At 37.0% G+C, this 19,435-nt stretch carries 14 protein-coding genes and 1 pseudogene; all 15 read right to left on the bottom strand.

Translation table 11 applies throughout. The features are described 5' to 3' along the window. Positions 1-33 precede the first annotated feature (33 nt). Positions 34-3,516: a DNA-directed RNA polymerase subunit beta gene (gene rpoB, locus HCQ94_RS00535; RefSeq protein ID WP_166979162.1), complete on the bottom strand. Its 3,483-nt coding sequence runs from the start codon at positions 3,514-3,516 to the stop codon at positions 34-36. Between the two features lie 326 nt (positions 3,517-3,842). After that, positions 3,843-4,214, bottom strand: a pseudogene (locus tag HCQ94_RS00530) (DUF3021 family protein); the annotation flags it as partial. An 81-nt stretch (positions 4,215-4,295) separates the two neighbouring features. After that, complete coding sequence (locus HCQ94_RS00525; RefSeq protein WP_166979157.1) at positions 4,296-4,736, bottom strand: LytTR family DNA-binding domain-containing protein; 441 nt, start codon at positions 4,734-4,736, stop codon at positions 4,296-4,298. A gap of 162 nt (positions 4,737-4,898) precedes the next feature. After that, positions 4,899-5,846 carry a class II fructose-bisphosphate aldolase gene (locus HCQ94_RS00520; RefSeq protein ID WP_198426295.1) on the bottom strand — a complete coding sequence of 316 codons (948 nt, stop codon included), beginning with the start codon at positions 5,844-5,846 and terminating at the stop codon, positions 4,899-4,901. A gap of 142 nt (positions 5,847-5,988) precedes the next feature. Beyond that, a complete protein-coding gene (locus HCQ94_RS00515; protein ID WP_166979151.1) occupies positions 5,989-6,627 on the bottom strand; it encodes a class II aldolase/adducin family protein in 639 nt (212 codons plus the stop codon). Positions 6,628-6,676: 49 nt separating this feature from the next. Beyond that, a complete protein-coding gene (locus HCQ94_RS00510) occupies positions 6,677-8,146 on the bottom strand; it encodes an FGGY-family carbohydrate kinase (protein ID WP_166982935.1) in 1,470 nt (489 codons plus the stop codon). Continuing rightward, entirely contained in the window at positions 8,143-9,003 is an 861-nt protein-coding gene (locus HCQ94_RS00505) for a carbohydrate ABC transporter permease (RefSeq protein ID WP_166982933.1), read from the bottom strand. The genes HCQ94_RS00510 and HCQ94_RS00505 overlap by 4 nt, the downstream gene beginning before the upstream one ends. Positions 9,004-9,008: 5 nt before the next feature. Beyond that, entirely contained in the window at positions 9,009-9,902 is an 894-nt protein-coding gene (locus tag HCQ94_RS00500; RefSeq protein ID WP_166979142.1) for a carbohydrate ABC transporter permease, read from the bottom strand. Between the two features lie 208 nt (positions 9,903-10,110). After that, on the bottom strand, positions 10,111-11,442 hold the full coding sequence (locus tag HCQ94_RS00495) for an ABC transporter substrate-binding protein (protein ID WP_166979139.1): 1,332 nt from the start codon (positions 11,440-11,442) through the stop codon (positions 10,111-10,113). Between the two features lie 21 nt (positions 11,443-11,463). Next, positions 11,464-12,369 (bottom strand): ribokinase, encoded by a 906-nt coding sequence (gene rbsK / locus HCQ94_RS00490; protein WP_166982931.1) that lies wholly within the window; start codon positions 12,367-12,369, stop codon positions 11,464-11,466. Then, a complete protein-coding gene (locus HCQ94_RS00485; protein ID WP_198426294.1) occupies positions 12,366-13,019 on the bottom strand; it encodes a KpsF/GutQ family sugar-phosphate isomerase in 654 nt (217 codons plus the stop codon). The genes rbsK and HCQ94_RS00485 overlap by 4 nt, the downstream gene beginning before the upstream one ends. Before the next feature lie 368 nt (positions 13,020-13,387). Beyond that, on the bottom strand, positions 13,388-15,385 hold the full coding sequence (locus HCQ94_RS00480; protein ID WP_166982929.1) for a DUF6541 family protein: 1,998 nt from the start codon (positions 15,383-15,385) through the stop codon (positions 13,388-13,390). 103 nt (positions 15,386-15,488) lie between these two features. After that, positions 15,489-17,663 (bottom strand): DUF6541 family protein, encoded by a 2,175-nt coding sequence (locus tag HCQ94_RS00475; protein ID WP_196373609.1) that lies wholly within the window; start codon positions 17,661-17,663, stop codon positions 15,489-15,491. A 223-nt stretch (positions 17,664-17,886) separates the two neighbouring features. Continuing rightward, positions 17,887-18,819 carry a TrmH family RNA methyltransferase gene (locus HCQ94_RS00470; RefSeq protein ID WP_166982778.1) on the bottom strand — a complete coding sequence of 311 codons (933 nt, stop codon included), beginning with the start codon at positions 18,817-18,819 and terminating at the stop codon, positions 17,887-17,889. A 29-nt stretch (positions 18,820-18,848) separates the two neighbouring features. Further along, a complete protein-coding gene (locus HCQ94_RS00465) occupies positions 18,849-19,373 on the bottom strand; it encodes a hypothetical protein (protein WP_166982776.1) in 525 nt (174 codons plus the stop codon). Between the last annotated feature and the right edge of the window lie 62 nt (positions 19,374-19,435).

The raw sequence follows: 19,435 nt of genomic DNA, 5'->3' as shown, positions 1-19,435 counted from the left end.
TAGCGTTTTGCTCTTTTTATCATGTACGGACTATTAGAGTTCTTCCAAAGTTGTTGGCTGAACTGGTTGACTCAAATCAATACCTAATTCTTCTGAGGCCTTGTTTGGTTCATCTTCTGTATCACGCAATTCAATAGCATTTCCGGCTGCATCTAACGCTTCAACATTTAGACACAAGGAACGCATTTCTTGAATTAGAACGCGGAATGACTCAGGAATACCTGGTTCTGGAATGTCCTCGCCCTTAATGATTGCTTCGTATACCTTGACACGACCTGTAACATCGTCAGACTTGATTGTTAGCAATTCCTGCAAAGCATAAGCAGCACCATAAGCTTCAAGAGCCCAAACTTCCATTTCACCAAAACGCTGACCACCGAATTGTGCTTTACCACCAAGTGGTTGCTGAGTAATCATGGAGTATGGACCAGTTGAACGTGCGTGAATCTTATCGTCTACCAAGTGGTGTAGCTTCAAGATATACATATAACCCACTGAAATTGGGTATGGGAATGGTTCACCACTACGGCCGTCGAATAGTTGAGCTTTACCGTCTGAGTTGACCATTCTATCGCCATCACGGTTAGGCAATGTGCAAGATAGCAATCCACGTAGCTCGTCCTCTTGAACACCGTCGAATACTGGTGTTGCAACTGGTGTAAATGGTTCAGCCTGCAAGCCATTTTCTGGTAGTTTCTTAGCCCATTCTTTAGCTTGTTCAACAGCAGCAGTTGCATCCCAACCTTGAGCTGCAATCCAACCTAAGTGAAGTTCTAGAACCTGTCCGACGTTCATACGAGCAGGAACACCAAGTGGGTTCAAAATAATGTCAACTGGTGTACCGTCAGCCAAGAACGGCATATCTTCAACAGGTAGAATCTTAGAAATAACACCCTTGTTACCGTGACGACCAGCAAGCTTGTCACCATCAGTAATCTTACGACGCTGTGCAATGTAAACACGAACCATGTTATTTACACCAGCAGCCATTTCATCGTTATTTTCCTTAGAAAATTCACGTACGCCAATTACGATACCGGATTCACCGTGAGGTACACGTAGTGATGTATCACGAACTTCTTTTGCTTTTTCACCGAAAATAGCACGTAGCAAACGTTCTTCTGAAGTTAGTTCTGTTTCACCCTTAGGAGTTACTTTACCTACTAGGATGTCACCTGCTTGTACTTCAGCACCGATACGAATAATTCCTCTTTCATCCAAATCAGCAACTGCGTCTGGTGATACGTTTGGAACTTCGCGAGTAATTTCTTCTGGACCTAGCTTTGTATCACGTGCGTCAATTTCATGTTCTTCGATGTGAATTGAAGTCAATACGTCTTCTGAGACGACACGCTGTGACAAGATGATAGCGTCCTCATAGTTCAAGCCTTCCCATGGCATAAATGCTACGAGTAGGTTCTTGCCTAGAGCTAGTTCTCCGCCATCTGTTGCTGGACCATCAGCCAAGATAGTTCCAACTTCAACACGGTCACCCTCATTTACGACTACACGCTGGTTGTAGCAGTTACCTTGGTTTGAACGCAAGAACTTTGATATTGCGTATGTGTGAGTTCCACCTTCATCGCAAGCAATTACAACACTATCAGCTGAAACTTCTTTAACAACACCAGCTTCTTTGGCTGTCAATACGTCACCAGCATCGATAGCTGCACGGCGTTCCATACCTGTACCTACAAGTGGTGCTTGCACAGTTAACAATGGAACAGCTTGACGTTGCATGTTAGCACCCATCAAAGCACGGTTAGCGTCATCGTGTTCTAGGAACGGAATCATAGCTGTACCGACTGAAACCATCTGACGTGCTGAAACGTCCATATAGTCAACTTCGTTTGATGGAATCAATGCTGGTTCACCACCAGTAACACGGCATAGTACATGGTCTTCTATGAAACGACCTGTGCCATCAACTGGAGATGATGCCTGAGCAATTGTGTGACGATCTTCGTCATCAGCTGTTAGGTATGCAATTTCGTCAGTTACTTGGCTGTCACGTACGATACGGTAAGGTGTCTCGATGAAACCAAATGAGTTAATACGTGCAAAAGCAGCAAGAGAACCAATCAAACCAATGTTTGGACCTTCAGGTGTTTCAATAGGACACATACGACCATAGTGTGAAGGGTGAACGTCACGAACTTCCATACCTGCACGGTCACGTGATAGACCACCTGGACCTAGTGCTGATAGACGACGCTTGTGTGTCAAACCAGCAAGTGGGTTGTTCTGATCCATAAACTGTGATAGCTGGCTAGTACCAAAGAATTCTTTGATAGCAGCTGTAACCGGACGAATGTTAATCAATGACTGAGCAGTAATTGAATCAGCATCTTGGGTAGTCATGCGGTCATGTACAACACGTTCCATACGTGCCAAACCTGTACGAATTTGTCCCTGAATCAGTTCACCAACTGCACGAATACGACGGTTACCAAAGTGGTCAATGTCATCAGCTTCAACGTTAAGAGTAATATCTTCGCCATTTTTCTTTCCAGCGAATGTTTCTTCACCTTTTTGCAAAGCTAACAAGTATTTGATTGATGTAACAACGTCTTCAAGTGTTAGAACTGATTCTGATAGTTCAGCATCTAAGCCTAGCTTCTTGTTAATCTTGTAACGTCCAACTTTAGCTAAATCATAGCGTTTTGGGTTGAAATATAGATTTTCCACTGCAATACGACCAGCTTCAACAGATGGAGGATCTCCTGGACGTACCTTACGGAAAATATCAATTAATGCTTCTTCTTGTGTTGTAACAGTGTCTTTTTCAAGAGTGTCAATCAACAATGGGTAGCTAGCAAATTCTTCACGTATTTCAGATTCTGTCATACCTAGAGCACGTAAGAACAAAGTTGCTGATTGCTTACGTTTGCGGTCGATACGAATAGAAACTGTTTCACGCTTATCAATTTCTAGTTCTAACCATGCACCACGAGATGGAATAATTTTGGCACTGAAAAGATCTTTATCTGTTGTTTTATCAACTACTTTTTCAAAGTACACACCTGGAGAGCGTACTAGCTGTGATACAACGACACGTTCTGTACCGTTGATAATGAATGTGCCATGTTCTGTCATCAATGGGAAGTCACCCATAAATACAGTTTGTGGTTTAATTTCACCTGTTTTGTGATTTATAAATTCACCTTTGACGAACATCTGTGCAGCATAAGTAAAGTCTTTATCTTTACATTCTTGTGCTGTATATTTCGGAGGTTCGAACTGAGGTTCTTTAATTGTAAGAGACATGGTCTTGTCAGCATTTTCAATTGGTGAAATTTCTTCGAAAATTTCTTCAAGACCTGAAACAGTTGCTACTGAATTAGTTCCTAAAGCCTTGTCCTCTTCAACGCGTTTCTTCCATTCATCAGAACCTAGCAACCAGTTGAAACTGTCCATCTGGACACCCAAAAGGTTAGGTGCTTGCAAAGGTTCATGGAATTTTGCGAAGGAGATACGTGTAGACTTTGGTGCGGCAGAGTTTTTCTGTGCAGCCACGGGTTTCCTTCCCTGCAAGTTTATTCGGAATGCGCACACGAAAACAGTCCCTAACTGGCACTACCCGACCACGTCTTGCGCCTTAAAACGTGCGTAAATAGCCCACCTCGGACATAGTAAACGTAACTTATAATTCTACACAAAAATAGAAAAGGATTCAACAAAATTTACACAAAAAGTCAAGCAACACGCACTTATTTTTATAACTTTTTATTTTATTATCAGTTTACAGAATAAGCTCAAATAAATTCTACTACAGATAAATAAAAGAAGTAAAATACTTAACTAAGGTAAAAGTTATAAGTTTAATAACTTCGATTCTACCCTTACAACTTTGCGTTTATACGCTTAACATTTTCTACATTTAGGTAATAATACACGATACCTATAAGAGTAAATATTGAAGTGTATATTCCCAAGAAAATCGAATATCCATACCAATTTCTATCTACCCAGTAGCAAACATAAGTGGCAATAAAAGTAGAAGGCATGTTCAAAAGATAGACTAAAAGTATTTGTTTATTTATCGAACAATCACAATAATCCCAAACAATGCTACTGGCATAAAGCACGAAACCAATTACCCCGCCCAAACAACCTTGAATCAAAGTGGCAATATTCTCGTTATTATTCCAAGCAACTATCATCGATTGATGAGTAGGTGTAAAAGCCTGATTACCATTTATAAAAGAAATAAGTAAAGCACAAAGAAAATGTCATAAAAAAGCCAGTAATTAGACCTTTTAACCCTCTAATATAGCAATCTCTATACATTGCAACTATACCCCCAATATGTCCTTAATTTTAGCAACATATCTGCGAGATGTATATGTTTTAATTCCATTTTTCAAATTAATACATATAGTGCCTGAAAAGCTTAAATCAAAGTTTTCAACCATCTTTAAATTAATAATTTCAGACTTTGAAATGCGTACAAATTTCGTCTTATCTAAGAATTTTTCTATTTCATAAAGACGAAATTTCAAAATATACTTCTTAGAAAAAGTTTGGGCAAAAACTTTACCGTTACTTGCGTAGATATGTATCAAATCTTCTTCATTTAAAATTTCATACTTTTCACCATCAAAACCTGATATAACTTTAGGAAAATATTTTGATAATGTATCTACTAGTGAATTAACTTGTTCATTGACTTCGGCTGTTTTGATGACGATTTTAGGGTTAACGCAAGATGGATCTATTGATATCTCAATTTCCAAATCAAACACCTTTCATACCATCTTACATGGTATATTTTAAAGGCAAATTAAAACAATAATAAACACATAAGTGGTTGTTTATATTCTATAAATACAGAGATTATGTATATAAACGAATAAACTATCCAACACTGTTAGAGGTAAAAATTGCCTAAAGTTTGCCTAAATCGCACGACCAGCTGATCCGAAAACTCTCATACGCATACGCACAATATCAACCATCGCATTGATACCTGGCTTCAAATAAAAGTAAGGATCAACATCAGAAGGATTTAATGCCAAATATTCACGCATAGCAGCTGTAAATGCTAAATGCGAATCTGTGCCTTGATTAATCTTACGGACACCAGCAGCAATTGCTGCAACTTTTTCTTCATCAGCAATACCGCAAGAAGGAGATAACACACCATGATACTTATTTATAGTATCAACATCTTCCTCACCAATACTTGAGCTACCATGCAAAACAAGATGAGTATCAGGAACAAGACTATGGATTTCTTTAATCAAATCTATAGCTAAATGTGGCTGATGTCCCTTAGGAAACTTAACAGAACCATGGCTAGTACCAGCACCAATTGCAAGTGCATCAACACCCGTTACTGTCACAAATTCCTTAGCCTGCAAAGGATCAGTATACTCAATATCATCTACGCTTCTAGCGCTGGCTCCCTCACCGCCACCACCAATGGTACCAATCTCACCTTCAACATCAATACCGTGAGCATGAGCATATTCGACAACTCTCAAAGTAGTCTCAACATTATCTTCAAAACTATTAGCAACACCGTCTTCAACATTACGTGAAGCGTCAATCATTACAGAAGTAAAACCACTCTCGCATGCCCTAACACAATCCTCATAGGACAATCCATGATCAAGATGTAATCCTATCGGAACTTCGCTATACTTCACAATAGCTTCACGTATCATAGCCCACCAGCGAGCTTCATCGTCATAACAAGTTGTACCTACAATAGGCTGAATAAGAGCAGGTGATTTTTCTAAATTTGCCGCATCAATAACAGCCAAAACCTGATCAATACTAGAAACGTTAAAAGAACCAATAGCATAAGAATGCTTTTCACAATCATCAAGTATTGACTTCATATTCGACAACATACAAATCATCCGATCTAATAAAACTAATCTTTAATAAACTAATAATACTATGTGGCAGAACTACTTAGAAAGTCCAACGGTTACACGAAGTTCAAAAGTAATTCCGCCACAATAAATATAAAAATATAAATTATAGTGAGTGATCAATACCTAGTTCTTCATATACCAAAAGATTAGGCTTATCTGTCAAAACACGTGAGAACAAAAGTACCTTAGCAGCACTTTCTACTGCAACAGAAGTTTTAAAAGCAGTACGCAAATCTGGACCTACAGTCAACAAACCGTGGTTTGCCCATACGACAGCATTCAAGTCACCCATTACATCACAGCTCATCTCACCAAATTCAGTTGAGTTTGACAAGTGGAAAGGCATGATAGGAACATCACCCTTTGTGTAAATAACCATATTTACCATAGAACCTGTAATAGGCTGACCAGCAACACCAAATACATTTGTATAAATAGGTTCAGTGTGAACAATAGCATTTACATCTGGGCGACGCTTATAAGTTGCCATATGTACAGTTACTTCAGATGAAGGCTCGTGAATACCTGAAACAACGTTGCAATCAGAATCCACAATAACCATGTCTCCTGGACCCATCTTGTCATATTCAAGATCGGTTGGTGTAATAATGAACAAATCCTCTTCACCAGGAATACGAACACTGATATTTCCTTGAGTGTTAAAATTCAATCCATATTCCATTGAACGCAAACAGTAATCTAGAATTTCTTCTTTTAGTTCTCTGTATTCATTTACAGACATTTTTTCTCCTATATTTTTCTTAGAAACTTTTAACACCTTAAGGTGAAATTTAGTTCTCCAAATTCAACAAATTTGAATAAGCTCGAATATATTTATCTCTTTGCTTGTCGTAGTGGTCAACATACTCCGGTCTGGGTGATACTTCTTCTTGCTTTGCTACAGGGGTGGCTTCAGTGTAATCTGACAGTAAACCAGCTCCAACTAGAGCCTGTATTGCTGCTCCACGCAAAGCTGCATCATATCCTAAACGCTGTAAAACAAGATTGGAAGAATCAGCTCTAAGTTGCATAACATCACTGTCACAAGCTCCGCCACCAACAGCATTAACCACACGTATTGGAGCAAAACTATCCTTCGTTGCTTGAATAATCTTAGCAACTTCATATCCACTAGCTTCCAAAAAAGCTCGAATAATATCTCCACGCGTAGTATCTAATCCTAATCCTAGTATCACACCACGAGCATTCGGGTTATTATCCAAAGTTCCAGAACCAGCATGATAAGGCAAAACTAGTAACTCACTCGGCTTATCGCTCATATTTTCAGACATAGCACCAACATCTGATGTTTGAGTATTATTCAAAACCTTATCTAGCCACTCTAGAGACCAGCCACTAGCCGCCGTACCAGCCAAAGTAATCCACAAATTATCAAAAGCCTTATAAGTAGCTAAACCTGAATTAGCAGGCAAAGAAGGACGAGAAGTACTGCCTTGTGTAAAACAGTCGGTAGAGCCTAAAGAATAAGTAACTACACCGTCACAGCGTCCACCACTACCCCAAAACGCACAAGCTTGGTCATGAGCGCCAGCAGTAATTACAACTTCATTTTCTACGCTCAAACCTAAGGTTTCTTTCCATTCTTTAGAAACTACCCCAACTTTTTCACCAGGATAAGCAATAGGAGGTAAAGTGTGAACAGAAATACCAAAACGAGTAGCCAAATCGTGGTCCCACTGCCCCGTATCAGCATTGAGTAAGCCAAAACGAGCCGCAGAGGTTATATCAACATAAGGTTTAGCACCTAATTTTAAAGAAATATAAGCGTCCATAGGCAAGAAAAACTCACCTATTTCCATATCCTGCCACTTAGGAGTAACAGCTATTTTGAAAATAGAAAACATTGGGTGCAAAGGCTGACCAGTTATCTCCCTGAATTGGTCCGTTGTCATTTCCTGACTAAATGACTTTGCTAATTCTTTGCCTCTTTCATCCATTGATACAGGTGCTAATCCCTTAGGATTTCCCTTATGGTCAACAGCAATGACAGCTTCACCTTGTACACTGTATGAAATCAAACTTAAGTCATCAATATTATGAGTCTTAGATACTTCAGCAATAACTCCACGAGCAGTAGTTATGAAATTATCAAATATTTCATCGACATCAGTTTCAACAATTCCACCATCTGCTCTATATAACTGAGTTCTAACAGACTTAGAACCAAGGCATTTCAAATCTTGAGTGTAAATCGCAGATCGAAGTCCTGAAGTACCAATGTCAACAGACAAAATTTTCATTTCACAGCTCCACTTAAACCGTTAACTAGATTCTTTTGAACCAGCAAGAATATTACAACCATAGGAATAGAAACCACTACTAGAATGGCGAATAGGCCACCCGGCTGACTCAAATAAATTCCACGATAAGCCAAAGGCACAAGAACCAAAGGTTTCAAAGCGTTATCAGCTATAGAAACTAGAGGTAACAAGAAATCGTTCCAGCTCATCATAGATTGCCAAACAATAACAACAGCTAAAGAAGGACGAGCTAATGGCAAATAAATTGACCAGTAGATACGCCATTTGGACGCCCCATCAATCAAAGCAGCCTCATAAGTATCATCGGGTATAGCCATGAAAGCATTTCTAATCATGATTGTAGCGAAAGGAATACCGAGTGCAGTATATACTAAAACTAATCCAACCAAGCTATTGTACAAATTCAAGTACTGCAAAATTTTGTATGTTGCAACAATAATTGAAGCCATTGGCAAAACCATAGCACCAACTAGCACGCCGAACATTAGTTTCTTGCCACGCATTTGCAGACGAGCCAAAGCAAAAGCCATCATTGAACCAACTAATACGGTTAAGATAACTGATGGAACAGTGATTAATAAGCTGTTAATCAAATGACCGAATAAAGGGTTTTGTTTCCAAATCAAAATGTAGTTAGAAAATGATGCAGACTCCGGGAACAGCCCTAAAGCAGTAGTCTTAGGGTTGCTAGCAGGCAATAAGGAAATAGATAGGACTAAGAATATAGGAAGCATCCAAATAGCTGCTAAAGGAAGCAAAAAACTATGCATCCAGTTCTTTGTCTTATCTTTTCTACGTTTCATTTGGACAACAGAAGAAGTATTATTTTTAGCCATAACTTTTACCTCTCATCCTTACCAGAAATGAAACCAGCACCAAAAATTCTAACTATTCCAAGAGCAGCACATAAGGAAAGTATTAATAAAATAACGCTGATTGTGGAAGCATATCCAACTTGCTGTAGCTTAATTGCTGATAAGAAAGTATAAGTAGGTATCATTTCAGATGCGTGATTTGGTCCACCTTCTGTCATAACGTAAACTAACTCGAAAGTCTTGAAAGATCCAATTACTGACAAAAGTAACAATGACAAGTGAGTAGGCTTCAAAAGTGGGAATATAATTCTTGTAACCAGTTTCATACCACTAGCGCCATCAATTTTAGCTGCTTCCAAAACAGACTTATCAATTTGTTGCAAACCAGCCAAATAGAACAGCATTGAATAACCTGACCACATCCAGACGTTGACAAAAATAACAACAAAAATAGCTTTATCTGAAGAAAGATAATTAGTAGTTAAAAAGTCAATTCCAGTTTTTCTACCTAGTTGTGCAAAAACACCATTGAAAGGATCAAGTAGACGTTGCCACACGATGCCAATAACAACAGGAGAAATAACTACAGGTAAGAAAAATAAAGTTCTATAAATAGTGCGTCCACGTAGTTTTTCATTCAAAGCCAATGCTAAGAAGAAACCTATAGTAGACTGCGGAATAATTGTAAAAATCATCCATAGAACAGAATTTTTCAAAGTCGTATAAAAAACTGAATCAGAAAATAAGTTCTTATAGTTATCAATACCTACATTTTTACCAGCATTTACTCCATCCCAATCCAAGAAAGATGCTTGGATATTATAAAAAATTGGATAAATAATAAACACTATAAATAAAGCAAAAGCTGGCAGTACAAATGCGTAGTTTGTCCAATTGCCTTTTCTAAATCTAGTCTTCATTGACTTAAATCACTATCTTTTCTTCAAATTATATTATTACGATTATTTAGAGGTAAGCTACAAACGTATAACCTCTAGTGGAATAAACTTATTGTCATTACTTTGCTTATATTTAGACATATAAGGAAATCAATAGATAAGAATATTCAAAAAGTTTAGATTGAGCCTGATAATATCTACAGACCCAATCTAAACTAATAACTAAGAACTATTTCTTGTTAACTTTATCCTGAACTTTTTGCAACTCTTCAGCAGCTTTTTCAGGAGTAGTACTACCAGTAGCCAAAGCAGCTAGCTGATCGCCCAAAGCCTGATCCATCTTAGGTGACTTTAGGTAACGTGAGTACTTAACTTGTGGCATCCATTCATCAACAAACTTTGACCACAATTCTTTCTGATGATCAGAAGTGAATTTCTCAGGTGTTATACCCTTGAATGCTGGTAGGTCGTTGAATGTGTTGATTAGAGTTTGTGCACCCTTGCCTGAAATCCAGTCTGTTAGAACTTTACAAGCCTTTTCTGGGTTCTTTGTGTTCTTTGAAATACCTAAAGAAACGTCGATACCACCAACGAACTGAGACTTATCAGCACCGCCTGGAATTGTTGGGAACAAGAATGGTTCAAAGCCCTTCATACCTTCACTCAAAGGAGCAATTTCCTTCTTTGAAGGATCGGACTGCTGAATCCACCAAGCACCTAGAGGAATCATAGCTGCATTTCCAGCTTCGAATTGGTTAGCACCACCTGGGTATGCATCCAAGCTTACAGCACCGTCCTGTACTAGTTTTTCTGTGAATAGCTTCTGCCAGTAGCCTAGAGCTTCAACAATACGTGCATTGGTCCATTTATCTGAGCCATCTTCAGCTTTGTATGCTAAACCTGGTTCAATGTTGTTAGCAATTTGCAAGAAAACAACATTTCGTAGCCAGCTATCCTTAGCAGGTAGCATGAAACCAGCCTTGTCTTTGCCCTTCATCTTTTCAGCAATAGTCTTTAGATCATCCCAAGTCTTAGGAATTTCTAGACCTTCAGACTTCATAATTTCTGTGTTACCCCACATATTTACTGTCTGTACTAGCATTGGCAAAGCATAGAAGTTTTCATCACCTTCTGGATTACCCATGCGAGCCTGCTCAATACCAATTGGGAAGAACTTTTCTTTCCAATCCTTACCCCAAGTTTTTTCAGCACAATCTTGCAAAGGCATCAACTTGTCACGGTACTGCTGTGTCAAAGCGCCTGGCTGCAAACCAACGATATCTGGCATTGAATCTGAAGAAGCACGAGTGCTTAGATCAACTAGATATTCTGGGTAGTTGAAAATTACTGAATCAATTTTAATGTCTTTGTGTTCAGCTTCAGTAGCCTTAACCATGTCTTTAGTTGTCTGATCTACTGGGCTCCATGAACGGAAAGTGATTGCTCCGTCTTTACCTGTGTCAGATGATTTGCTATCTGCTGCACCTGCACAACCTGCTGCTAATCCCAAAACTGCAACGCTAGCAATCAACGCACTAACACGTCGTTGTGTTTTACGCACAATTATCTCCTTGTATTTATGTTATATTCTTACTTCGTCTATTAGAGGAACAGACTGTGCTGCACCTCTGCGAGTAACTGAAATACTAGCTGCTTTATTTGCAAGACTTAAACATTCTTGCAAGGCTTTTCCTTCAGATAAAGCACTGGCGAAATAGCCACAGAAAGTATCTCCTGCACCAACAGTATCTATTGGTGTTACGCAATGAGGCTCTATTGACAGCACTTTGCCGTTCTCATCAATTGAGACCACACCACGCTCTCCCAAAGTAACCACAAAATTTAATGGTATTTTTTTCTGGAAATCTTTTACACTAGAAATAATGGAATCAATATCATCAATATTGCAATCTGGAATTAATCCCAATAATTCTGCTTCATTTGGAATAATAAAGTCAACATTATTTAACAGTTCTGCATCTAATTCAGCATAAGGAGCTGGGTTTAAAATAACTGTTTTCCCTAGAGTTTTCGCTTTTTTAGCAACGTACTTTACAGTCGGTATAGGTATTTCAAGTTGCAAAACTACTACATCACTTTGAGCTAAGATATTGCTTTTAGCATCGATTTGTTCTTCAGTAATTCTCATATTAGATTGAGGAACAATGACAATTGAATTTTGGCCACTATGCTCAACTAAAGGTGTCGCGGTACCTGTGCCGACTTCTTCATCATATTCAACGCCTGAAAAATCAATCCCCTCAGCCCTCATGAACTCAACAAACTTGTCAGCAAAAGGATCTTGCCCTAAACGTCCTACCATTGAGACTTGGCTTCCTGCACGCTTTGCTGCTACAGCTTGGTTGAAACCTTTACCTCCAACAAACATTGAGAAGCTGTCCCCTATTAGAGTTTCTCCAGGATTTGGGCGACGACTAGCTACAACTACCAAGTCCATCATAAAAGATCCAACTACACATACAGTCATTTTTTTCCTCCTGAAAGCTTGGAGCCTAAAGCTCCTCCTGGATGGAAAAATTTAAAGTCTTTAGGTTCAAAGTTATATATTCCCATCAAAGCACTAGCTATACTATCACCTAACATCAGTGTAACAGTAGTTGAGGCTGTAGGTGCTAAGTTTAGCGGGTCAGCTTCACGCTCAACACTAATATCAATAAATAAATCACACTCTTGAGCTAAAATGCTTTCAGCTGACTTTGTCATAGCTATAGTCTTTACTCCACGTTGCGAAAGCATTGTAGCTAACTGTACAACTTCAGCAGTTGTACCTGAATAAGAAATTAAAATTGCAACGTCCCCTGAAACAAACATTCCAGAATCACCGTGTAAAGACTCAGTTGAATGTACAAAAAATGATGGAGTTCCTGTTGAAGCTAAAGTTGCTGCTATTTTTTTACCTATGTGCCCAGACTTTCCTATACCTGAGACAATTACTCTTCCCTGAGACAAAGCAAGAACCTTAATAACTTCAGGTAGCAAAATTTTATTTTTTTCCTTAGCTGTATTTAAAGCAAGAATTTCACGTTCCATAGCATAATCAGCACATACTAATGCCTTGTCTAATATTTCTTGCGGTAAAAACTCTAAATTTTTTTTACCTTCAGAAAAGTTCTTCATTGAAATTCCCCATAAATTTCTAGTTACAATTTGCACAAATCACTAAGAACTCACACACCATTGTGGGCAGTCCAAAAATTATAACATAGTAATAACAATTTTTTAAGGGTATATTTTAAAATATTAAAACTAATTTTTATTTGAACTTTTATCCTAAAATAAATAGAAAAATTATTGATATTTCAACGTTTTCAAATATTATCTATTTAGAAAATAACCTTTATAATATAAGTTATATTTAAGGAAATATTCTAACAATAGGACAGCTCAGCAATATAAAAACTATGCTCCTTTTTACAATAATCAAAACGAAACAAAATGTAGTCTTCGCAATTAATCTAAGTTACTTCACACAGCACAAATTTAGTCTATTTGCATGCTGTAATCTCATATAGTTTATTACCAGCATTATCCTGATCTAACAATTTGGCTACATTATTTTCTTCCAAATCTGCTAAACCCTGATAACCTTCTACATCACAATTACGTTCCCATAAACACTTACCACTGAGAGAATAAACATATTTCAGCTTCAAAGCCTTTACTGCTTCACACACTTTAGGATTTTCGTTAGCTTTATTTAGACTTTGGATTATCAGTAATTGATTTTTATCAGATGGATATGCGGCATGATATAAAGGATTCTTGTGTCCAAATAAATACCAAGTAGCAGTAGCACCTTTCCAAGGATTACCAGTAACCGTGTAGTTCTTATCTAAAGATTTAATAGTTCTTGCCATAAAATCAATTTCTTCTTTAGAGTACTCGTAACCTAACTTCGTATTATCTTTCGGCAAGCTAAAAGCACCTTCAGTAGCTTCAAATTGACTTGCATAATACGGAACAAAATTACCAGCAACAAAAACTAACACTAACCCAGCAATAGTAACGAGCTTAAAGCTATATTCTCCTTGTGAATTTTTCTTTACAGCTTTGATTTTCTCAAAAATAAACAGCACAGATATAGCGACAAAAATCACCATAAATATTGCTTGTATAGAAATTAAACGCATTTTTTCAGAGTAATACACACCACTTATAAGTGTTCTGAACAAAGAAGTAGGCAAAGAACCTGCTACAAAATTTATGAAAGAGAACCACAAATAAGCCAGTATTAACCATGAGGATTTTTTGTAATTTCTAAGCACTAAGAAAAGACCGAGAAACACCAAGACAGCTATAGGTAAATTATCCAGATAAGGTAACAAGCTACCTTCATAACCTTCAAATCTAGCAGTCAAGAAAGCTAGAATACCGCTCTTATAACCATGAGGTGCCCCAATAATAACATTGTAGTCAAAGCGAAGATTATATAGTGTCTTTATGTTGTATGACAAAATACCAACTACTATTTCTAAAGCAATATCAGCAACTATCGCTAGTAAAACAAAAAGAATTCGATTTTTCTTGGATTTACCTTTATCCAAATCTTTACCAAAGTAATAAGCAGCAAAAGGCAAAACAATAAGTACAACATAGTAAACAGTAAAAATACCATTAGGTTGAGAGAAAACTAGCCCTAAGAAAGAAGCAATTCCCAGTATAATGCTCTGCCACCACTGGAAATAATTTTGTCTAAACAAGAATGCCACAACTACCATCAAAACAGCAGGCAAGAAAGATGAAGCCACAACATTGGCATATAACATACCAAACCATAAGTAAACGCCTGGGAAGAAAGCTATTAAAGTGCTAACTGTTGCAACCGCGCTTAGGAATACTTTGTTTTTGCTGATACATAAAGCAAAAGTAAGCATAGACAAAGGCCACACAAAACAAAGCAAAAAATAAGTAAAAGCATTAGCAGCAACAGGAATACTAACACCCGTAACATGAATAACACTAGTAACAAAATCATGCCAAGCAGCAGGATAAAAACTAGAATTAGGAGGAAGCTGCAACATATGCAAAGAAGACAAATCCCCACTCTCAAGCATACTAGCAACACTATTATAATGATAGTTTGCATCATAAGTCTGACTTATGGCATAAGGAACTTTCAAAGAATACAAAACTCTTGCAAAGAATACGCCACCAGTAAGTAGGGCTATTACAGTAGGTATAAAAGTTTCTCTATACCTAACTACTTTTATTTTTTCATCGTAATTGAATAAAACTCTTATGATTAAAGCAAAAACGGTGACAAGTACAAATACTATAAATAAGCCAACTATTGTCCATGGAATTCCTATGGAACCAAACATTACAGCTGTAGTAGATATTAAAGATATGCTAATAATAGGAGCAACACCTATAGAGAGGAATCCACGAATATTCAAAGCACGTGCAAGAATAAAGCCCGGTAAATAAACTAAAATACCACAAATTATCAAAGCAAAAGTGAAATCAGACCAAGTTCCGTGCATTTTTCCCCTCAATATTTATCTACAAATTAAAAGTATCTTATCAGAAACTATCTGTATACGATAAAGAAGAGTACTAATAAAAGCTATATTTCAAATTAAAACTTTAGTGATTATCACATCCATTGATTTCAAAAAGTTTATTACCATATTTATCTTTATTGATTAACTTAGCGAATGGTTTGTTATCAAGATTATCAAAGCTAGGATATTCTCTATCGCAATCCCTACCCCACTGACACTTTCCAACAAAAGAATAAACGTAACGTACTTTATACTTCTTAATAGCTTTACAGACCTTAGGATTCGTATTAATTTCCTCAAGGTTATTAGACAATATTTGCCTATACTCGTCTCTTGGGTGCTGAATATGGTACATTACGTTTCTTTGCCCAAACAGGAACCAAGAAGCAGTAGTTCCTTTGAAAGGATTGCCTATAACATTATAAGATTTATCGATTTTATCCGTATTGGATTGCATAAAGTCAACTTCAGATTTCGAATATACTAACTCATTATTTAGATTAGATTCAGGCAAAGAAAAACTTATATTTTGAGCAACAAATCTATATGAATACGCAGGTATTACTTGGGCTACAATAAACAAAAGAACTAACGTAATAGCACCAAATATCTTAAAACCATATTTTCCACTATCATAAGCAAGCAACTTTAACTTTGAAAGCATAAACATTACAGCTAAAGCTATAATTATCACCATGAAAATTACTTGTATTGATATCAAACGTATAGGTTCACCATAATAAATACCAGTCAAAAAGGCACGGAGCCTATTATCTGGCCAGCTTGCAGCAATAAAGTTCAAGAATGAGAACCATATCCACGCAACAATTATCCACAAATAGTTAGTTTTAAAATGTCTGCGTAAAATTACACCTAAGCCAATAAAACACAAAACCGACACATATATGTTCTCATAAAATACTTGATCTCCAGGTACTGTTAAAAACCTCTGACCTGTAGTCAAAAATGCTAATAAAGCTTCTTTTCTACCATATCTTGTCGGTATTACTATATTAGAAGTAAATCGAGCGTTATATATGGATGGATTTGTTAAAGAAATGTATGTAACAGCAGCAATAATTGCAAACAATACTAAAAACGCTAAGGCTGTAAAAATTATTCTATATTTATAAGAATGGCTTTCGATTTCACCAGCACTGCCACTATCATTTAGAGTTTTCGTTTTTGAAACACCAAATATAAAGTCTTTAAAACCGAGATTATAAACGTCAAATTCTTTACCTAACTTATATCCAGCAAAAGGCAGAACAATAAGGACGACATAGTAGACAGTAAATATTCCACTAGATTGAGCGAAAGCTAAGGCTAGCAAAGAAGTTACACCCAAAAATACTACTTGCCAAAATCCAAAGAAACGTTGTCTGAATAAGAAAGACACTACAATCATGAAAACTACTGGTAATACAACAGCAGCTGTAATATTTGCGTAAAGAATGCCGAAGGTTAAATAAATACCTGGGAAAAATGAAATCAGAGTACTAGTACCAGCTACTACGCTTAGGAATACTTTGTTTTTGCTGATACATAAAGCAAAAGTAAGCATAGACAAAGGCCACACAAAACAAAGCAAAAAATAAGTAAAAGCATTAGCAGCAACAGGAATACTAACACCCGTAACATGAATAACACTAGTAACAAAATCATGCCAAGCAGCAGGATAAAAACTAGAATTAGGAGGAAGCTGCAACATATGCAAAGAAGACAAATCCCCACTCTCAAGCATACTAGCAACACTATTATAATGATAATGCCCATCAGAACTCTGACTAAAAGCAAAAGGAACCCTCAAAGCCAACAAAACACGCACAAACAAAACAAAACCAGCAACCAAACCAACACACAAAGGCACAAACAACCCACACCAAGAAATAACTACTCTGCTAGTTTTACCCACTCGACTAGGAATTATCTCGTAACTATTTGCGTAAGTTTTCGGGTAAAATTTTGCCTTAAAAAATATTAAAGCTCGATTATAAATCCCCCCCCCATTTATTATGAATAACAAAAAGCAAGTCAGGAAAATACAGGCAAATAAAATCCACACGCTCCATTTAATACGTAAAGCACCCAGCAAAACAGCCAAAGTTGAAACAAACCCAATGCTAATAAGTGGAGCAACAGAAACAGCTAAAAACCCACGAATACCTATTGCCCTGCTCATCAAGTAACCCGGAAAATACAACAAAATACCAGAAATTATAAAAGCAAAAGCAAAACCTAGCCAAGACCCGTACATATATTCCCTTTATATAAAACAGTGTTATTCATATAACCTCCAATATTATATAAAATGCATTAGAAGAGTGAAACTAAACAAATACGTAAAACAAAAGAATACGTAAAGTTATACAAAATGTGAGATAAGATGATTAAAGTGAAAATGCTAGTTTTATTAGAATATGCTGAAAATTTAAACTATTTAAATGGAGATATCTAAATCAAAATTAATAAACAATACTCTAAAAATTGTTTATATTCTGCAATCCCCATGTGTACATTGCAACAGCAGCCGCAGCCCCCACATTTATTGAGCGAGTAGAACCTCTTTGAGTAATATGCAAAACCTGATCGCATTTATCGAGTAAGTCTTTAGAAATTCCAGCACCTTCTTGCCCGAACAACAACATACACTTTTCAGGCAACACAGCTTTTTCAATTGGCTTAGAGTTATCCAAAATATCTATACCTATAATTGGCATATCGTTTTCTAAGCACCAGCTGGTGAAATCGTCAAAAGTGCTGTGGTGAATAATATGCTGATATCTATCTGTAACCATTGCTCCACGACGATTCCAGCGTTTACGTCCCACAATATGAACCATACTTACAGCAAAAGCGTTAGCACTACGTACAATTGAACCTATATTGTAATCATGCTCTAAATTTTCGATAGCTATATGTAATGGTGTGCGATAGTTAGAGTCCAAATCTGCAATTATTGCTGACATTTTCCAGTAACGATAATGGTCTAAAACATTACGTCTGTCGCCATTTTGTAGCAATTCTGGATCATAGAAATCTTCGGTCGGCCAATTCTGTTCACCTCCAGGCCAAGGACCAACACCAACGATACGATCCTCTTCTGTCTTATCCTTATGAGAATCGGAGGTAGCAGTTTTTTCAAAAGAATCTTTAGTAAACTTCCATTCAAATATTTTCTTATTGAATACTCCGTGATTTAATTCAACCAGTATGCCACCATCTTTAAGTTTTTTTATAGCTTTGTAAACTGTGGTACGTGAAATATTCAAAGTGTTAGATAACTTGAGCTGATTCACTTCAATAATACTGCCAGATTTATCGCTCATTCTAGCCAAATATTCAGCAACTCTAATGGTGTTTGCACTAAAATCTCTAGGAGTGTTTTTTAAGAAAAAATTGTAATTACTCATGGTTAATTTCTGCGATAAATAGATAAATATTAGAAAACATATAAATAAGTCAAAGACACTGATTCGAAAGTTTCAATATCGTGTTGTGAATGCGAAATCAGCGAAAGCAAAGCTTTTACTTGAGTGCCTGAATTTTCTAATCCCTCTATTACTTTCATAACGTCTTCAGGTTTATCATGCCTAGAAATCAAAAGCACTACACTAGAACCAGTCAAATCAAAAGAAGAAGCAGTATTAGTAACTATTTCGTGTTCAAAAACATGAGGAGCAACATATCCGAAAGCATTCAAAGATTGGCCACGAGAAGATGCTGCATGAGTAATTGAAGAAGCCATAAGTGCAGACAGAGGCATTTTAGCACCAATACCATCAATATCGTCAGGGCTTATACCACCTTCTTCTAGGACGTCCAGCAAAACGTGTCCAAGCAAAACAGAAAATTCCTGATTTAAAAGCAAAGCTAGGCGCTGCCCGAAAGCATCGTAATAATCAGCAGTAAAAAACTCTGTACCGACCATTAGTTCATGTAAACGTTTCCTCTGTGGATCATTCATAAAACTACTTTTCGCACTCATGACACACCTAACTTTTATTATCTATAAGTAAAGACTCATAA

This window comes from Actinomyces sp. zg-332, from assembly GCF_011751945.2.
Lineage (GTDB): Bacteria > Actinomycetota > Actinomycetes > Actinomycetales > Actinomycetaceae > ZJ293.
The sequence above is the reverse complement of the archived record's forward strand: the minus strand, read 5'-3'. Positions and strand labels throughout refer to the sequence as shown.

Coding starts and splice junctions, on each gene's coding strand:
- HCQ94_RS00520 (WP_198426295.1), bottom strand. CDS start 5,846: ATGAAGTCAATACTTGATGATTGTGAAAAGCATTCTTATGCTATTGGT.
- HCQ94_RS00515 (WP_166979151.1), bottom strand. CDS start 6,627: ATGTCTGTAAATGAATACAGAGAACTAAAAGAAGAAATTCTAGATTAC.
- HCQ94_RS00510 (WP_166982935.1), bottom strand. CDS start 8,146: ATGAAAATTTTGTCTGTTGACATTGGTACTTCAGGACTTCGATCTGCG.
- HCQ94_RS00505 (WP_166982933.1), bottom strand. CDS start 9,003: ATGGCTAAAAATAATACTTCTTCTGTTGTCCAAATGAAACGTAGAAAA.
- HCQ94_RS00500 (WP_166979142.1), bottom strand. CDS start 9,902: ATGAAGACTAGATTTAGAAAAGGCAATTGGACAAACTACGCATTTGTA.
- rbsK (WP_166982931.1), bottom strand. CDS start 12,369: ATGACTGTATGTGTAGTTGGATCTTTTATGATGGACTTGGTAGTTGTA.
- HCQ94_RS00485 (WP_198426294.1), bottom strand. CDS start 13,019: ATGAAGAACTTTTCTGAAGGTAAAAAAAATTTAGAGTTTTTACCGCAA.
- HCQ94_RS00480 (WP_166982929.1), bottom strand. CDS start 15,385: ATGCACGGAACTTGGTCTGATTTCACTTTTGCTTTGATAATTTGTGGT.
- HCQ94_RS00475 (WP_196373609.1), bottom strand. CDS start 17,663: ATGTACGGGTCTTGGCTAGGTTTTGCTTTTGCTTTTATAATTTCTGGT.
- HCQ94_RS00470 (WP_166982778.1), bottom strand. CDS start 18,819: ATGAGTAATTACAATTTTTTCTTAAAAAACACTCCTAGAGATTTTAGT.
- HCQ94_RS00465 (WP_166982776.1), bottom strand. CDS start 19,373: ATGAATGATCCACAGAGGAAACGTTTACATGAACTAATGGTCGGTACA.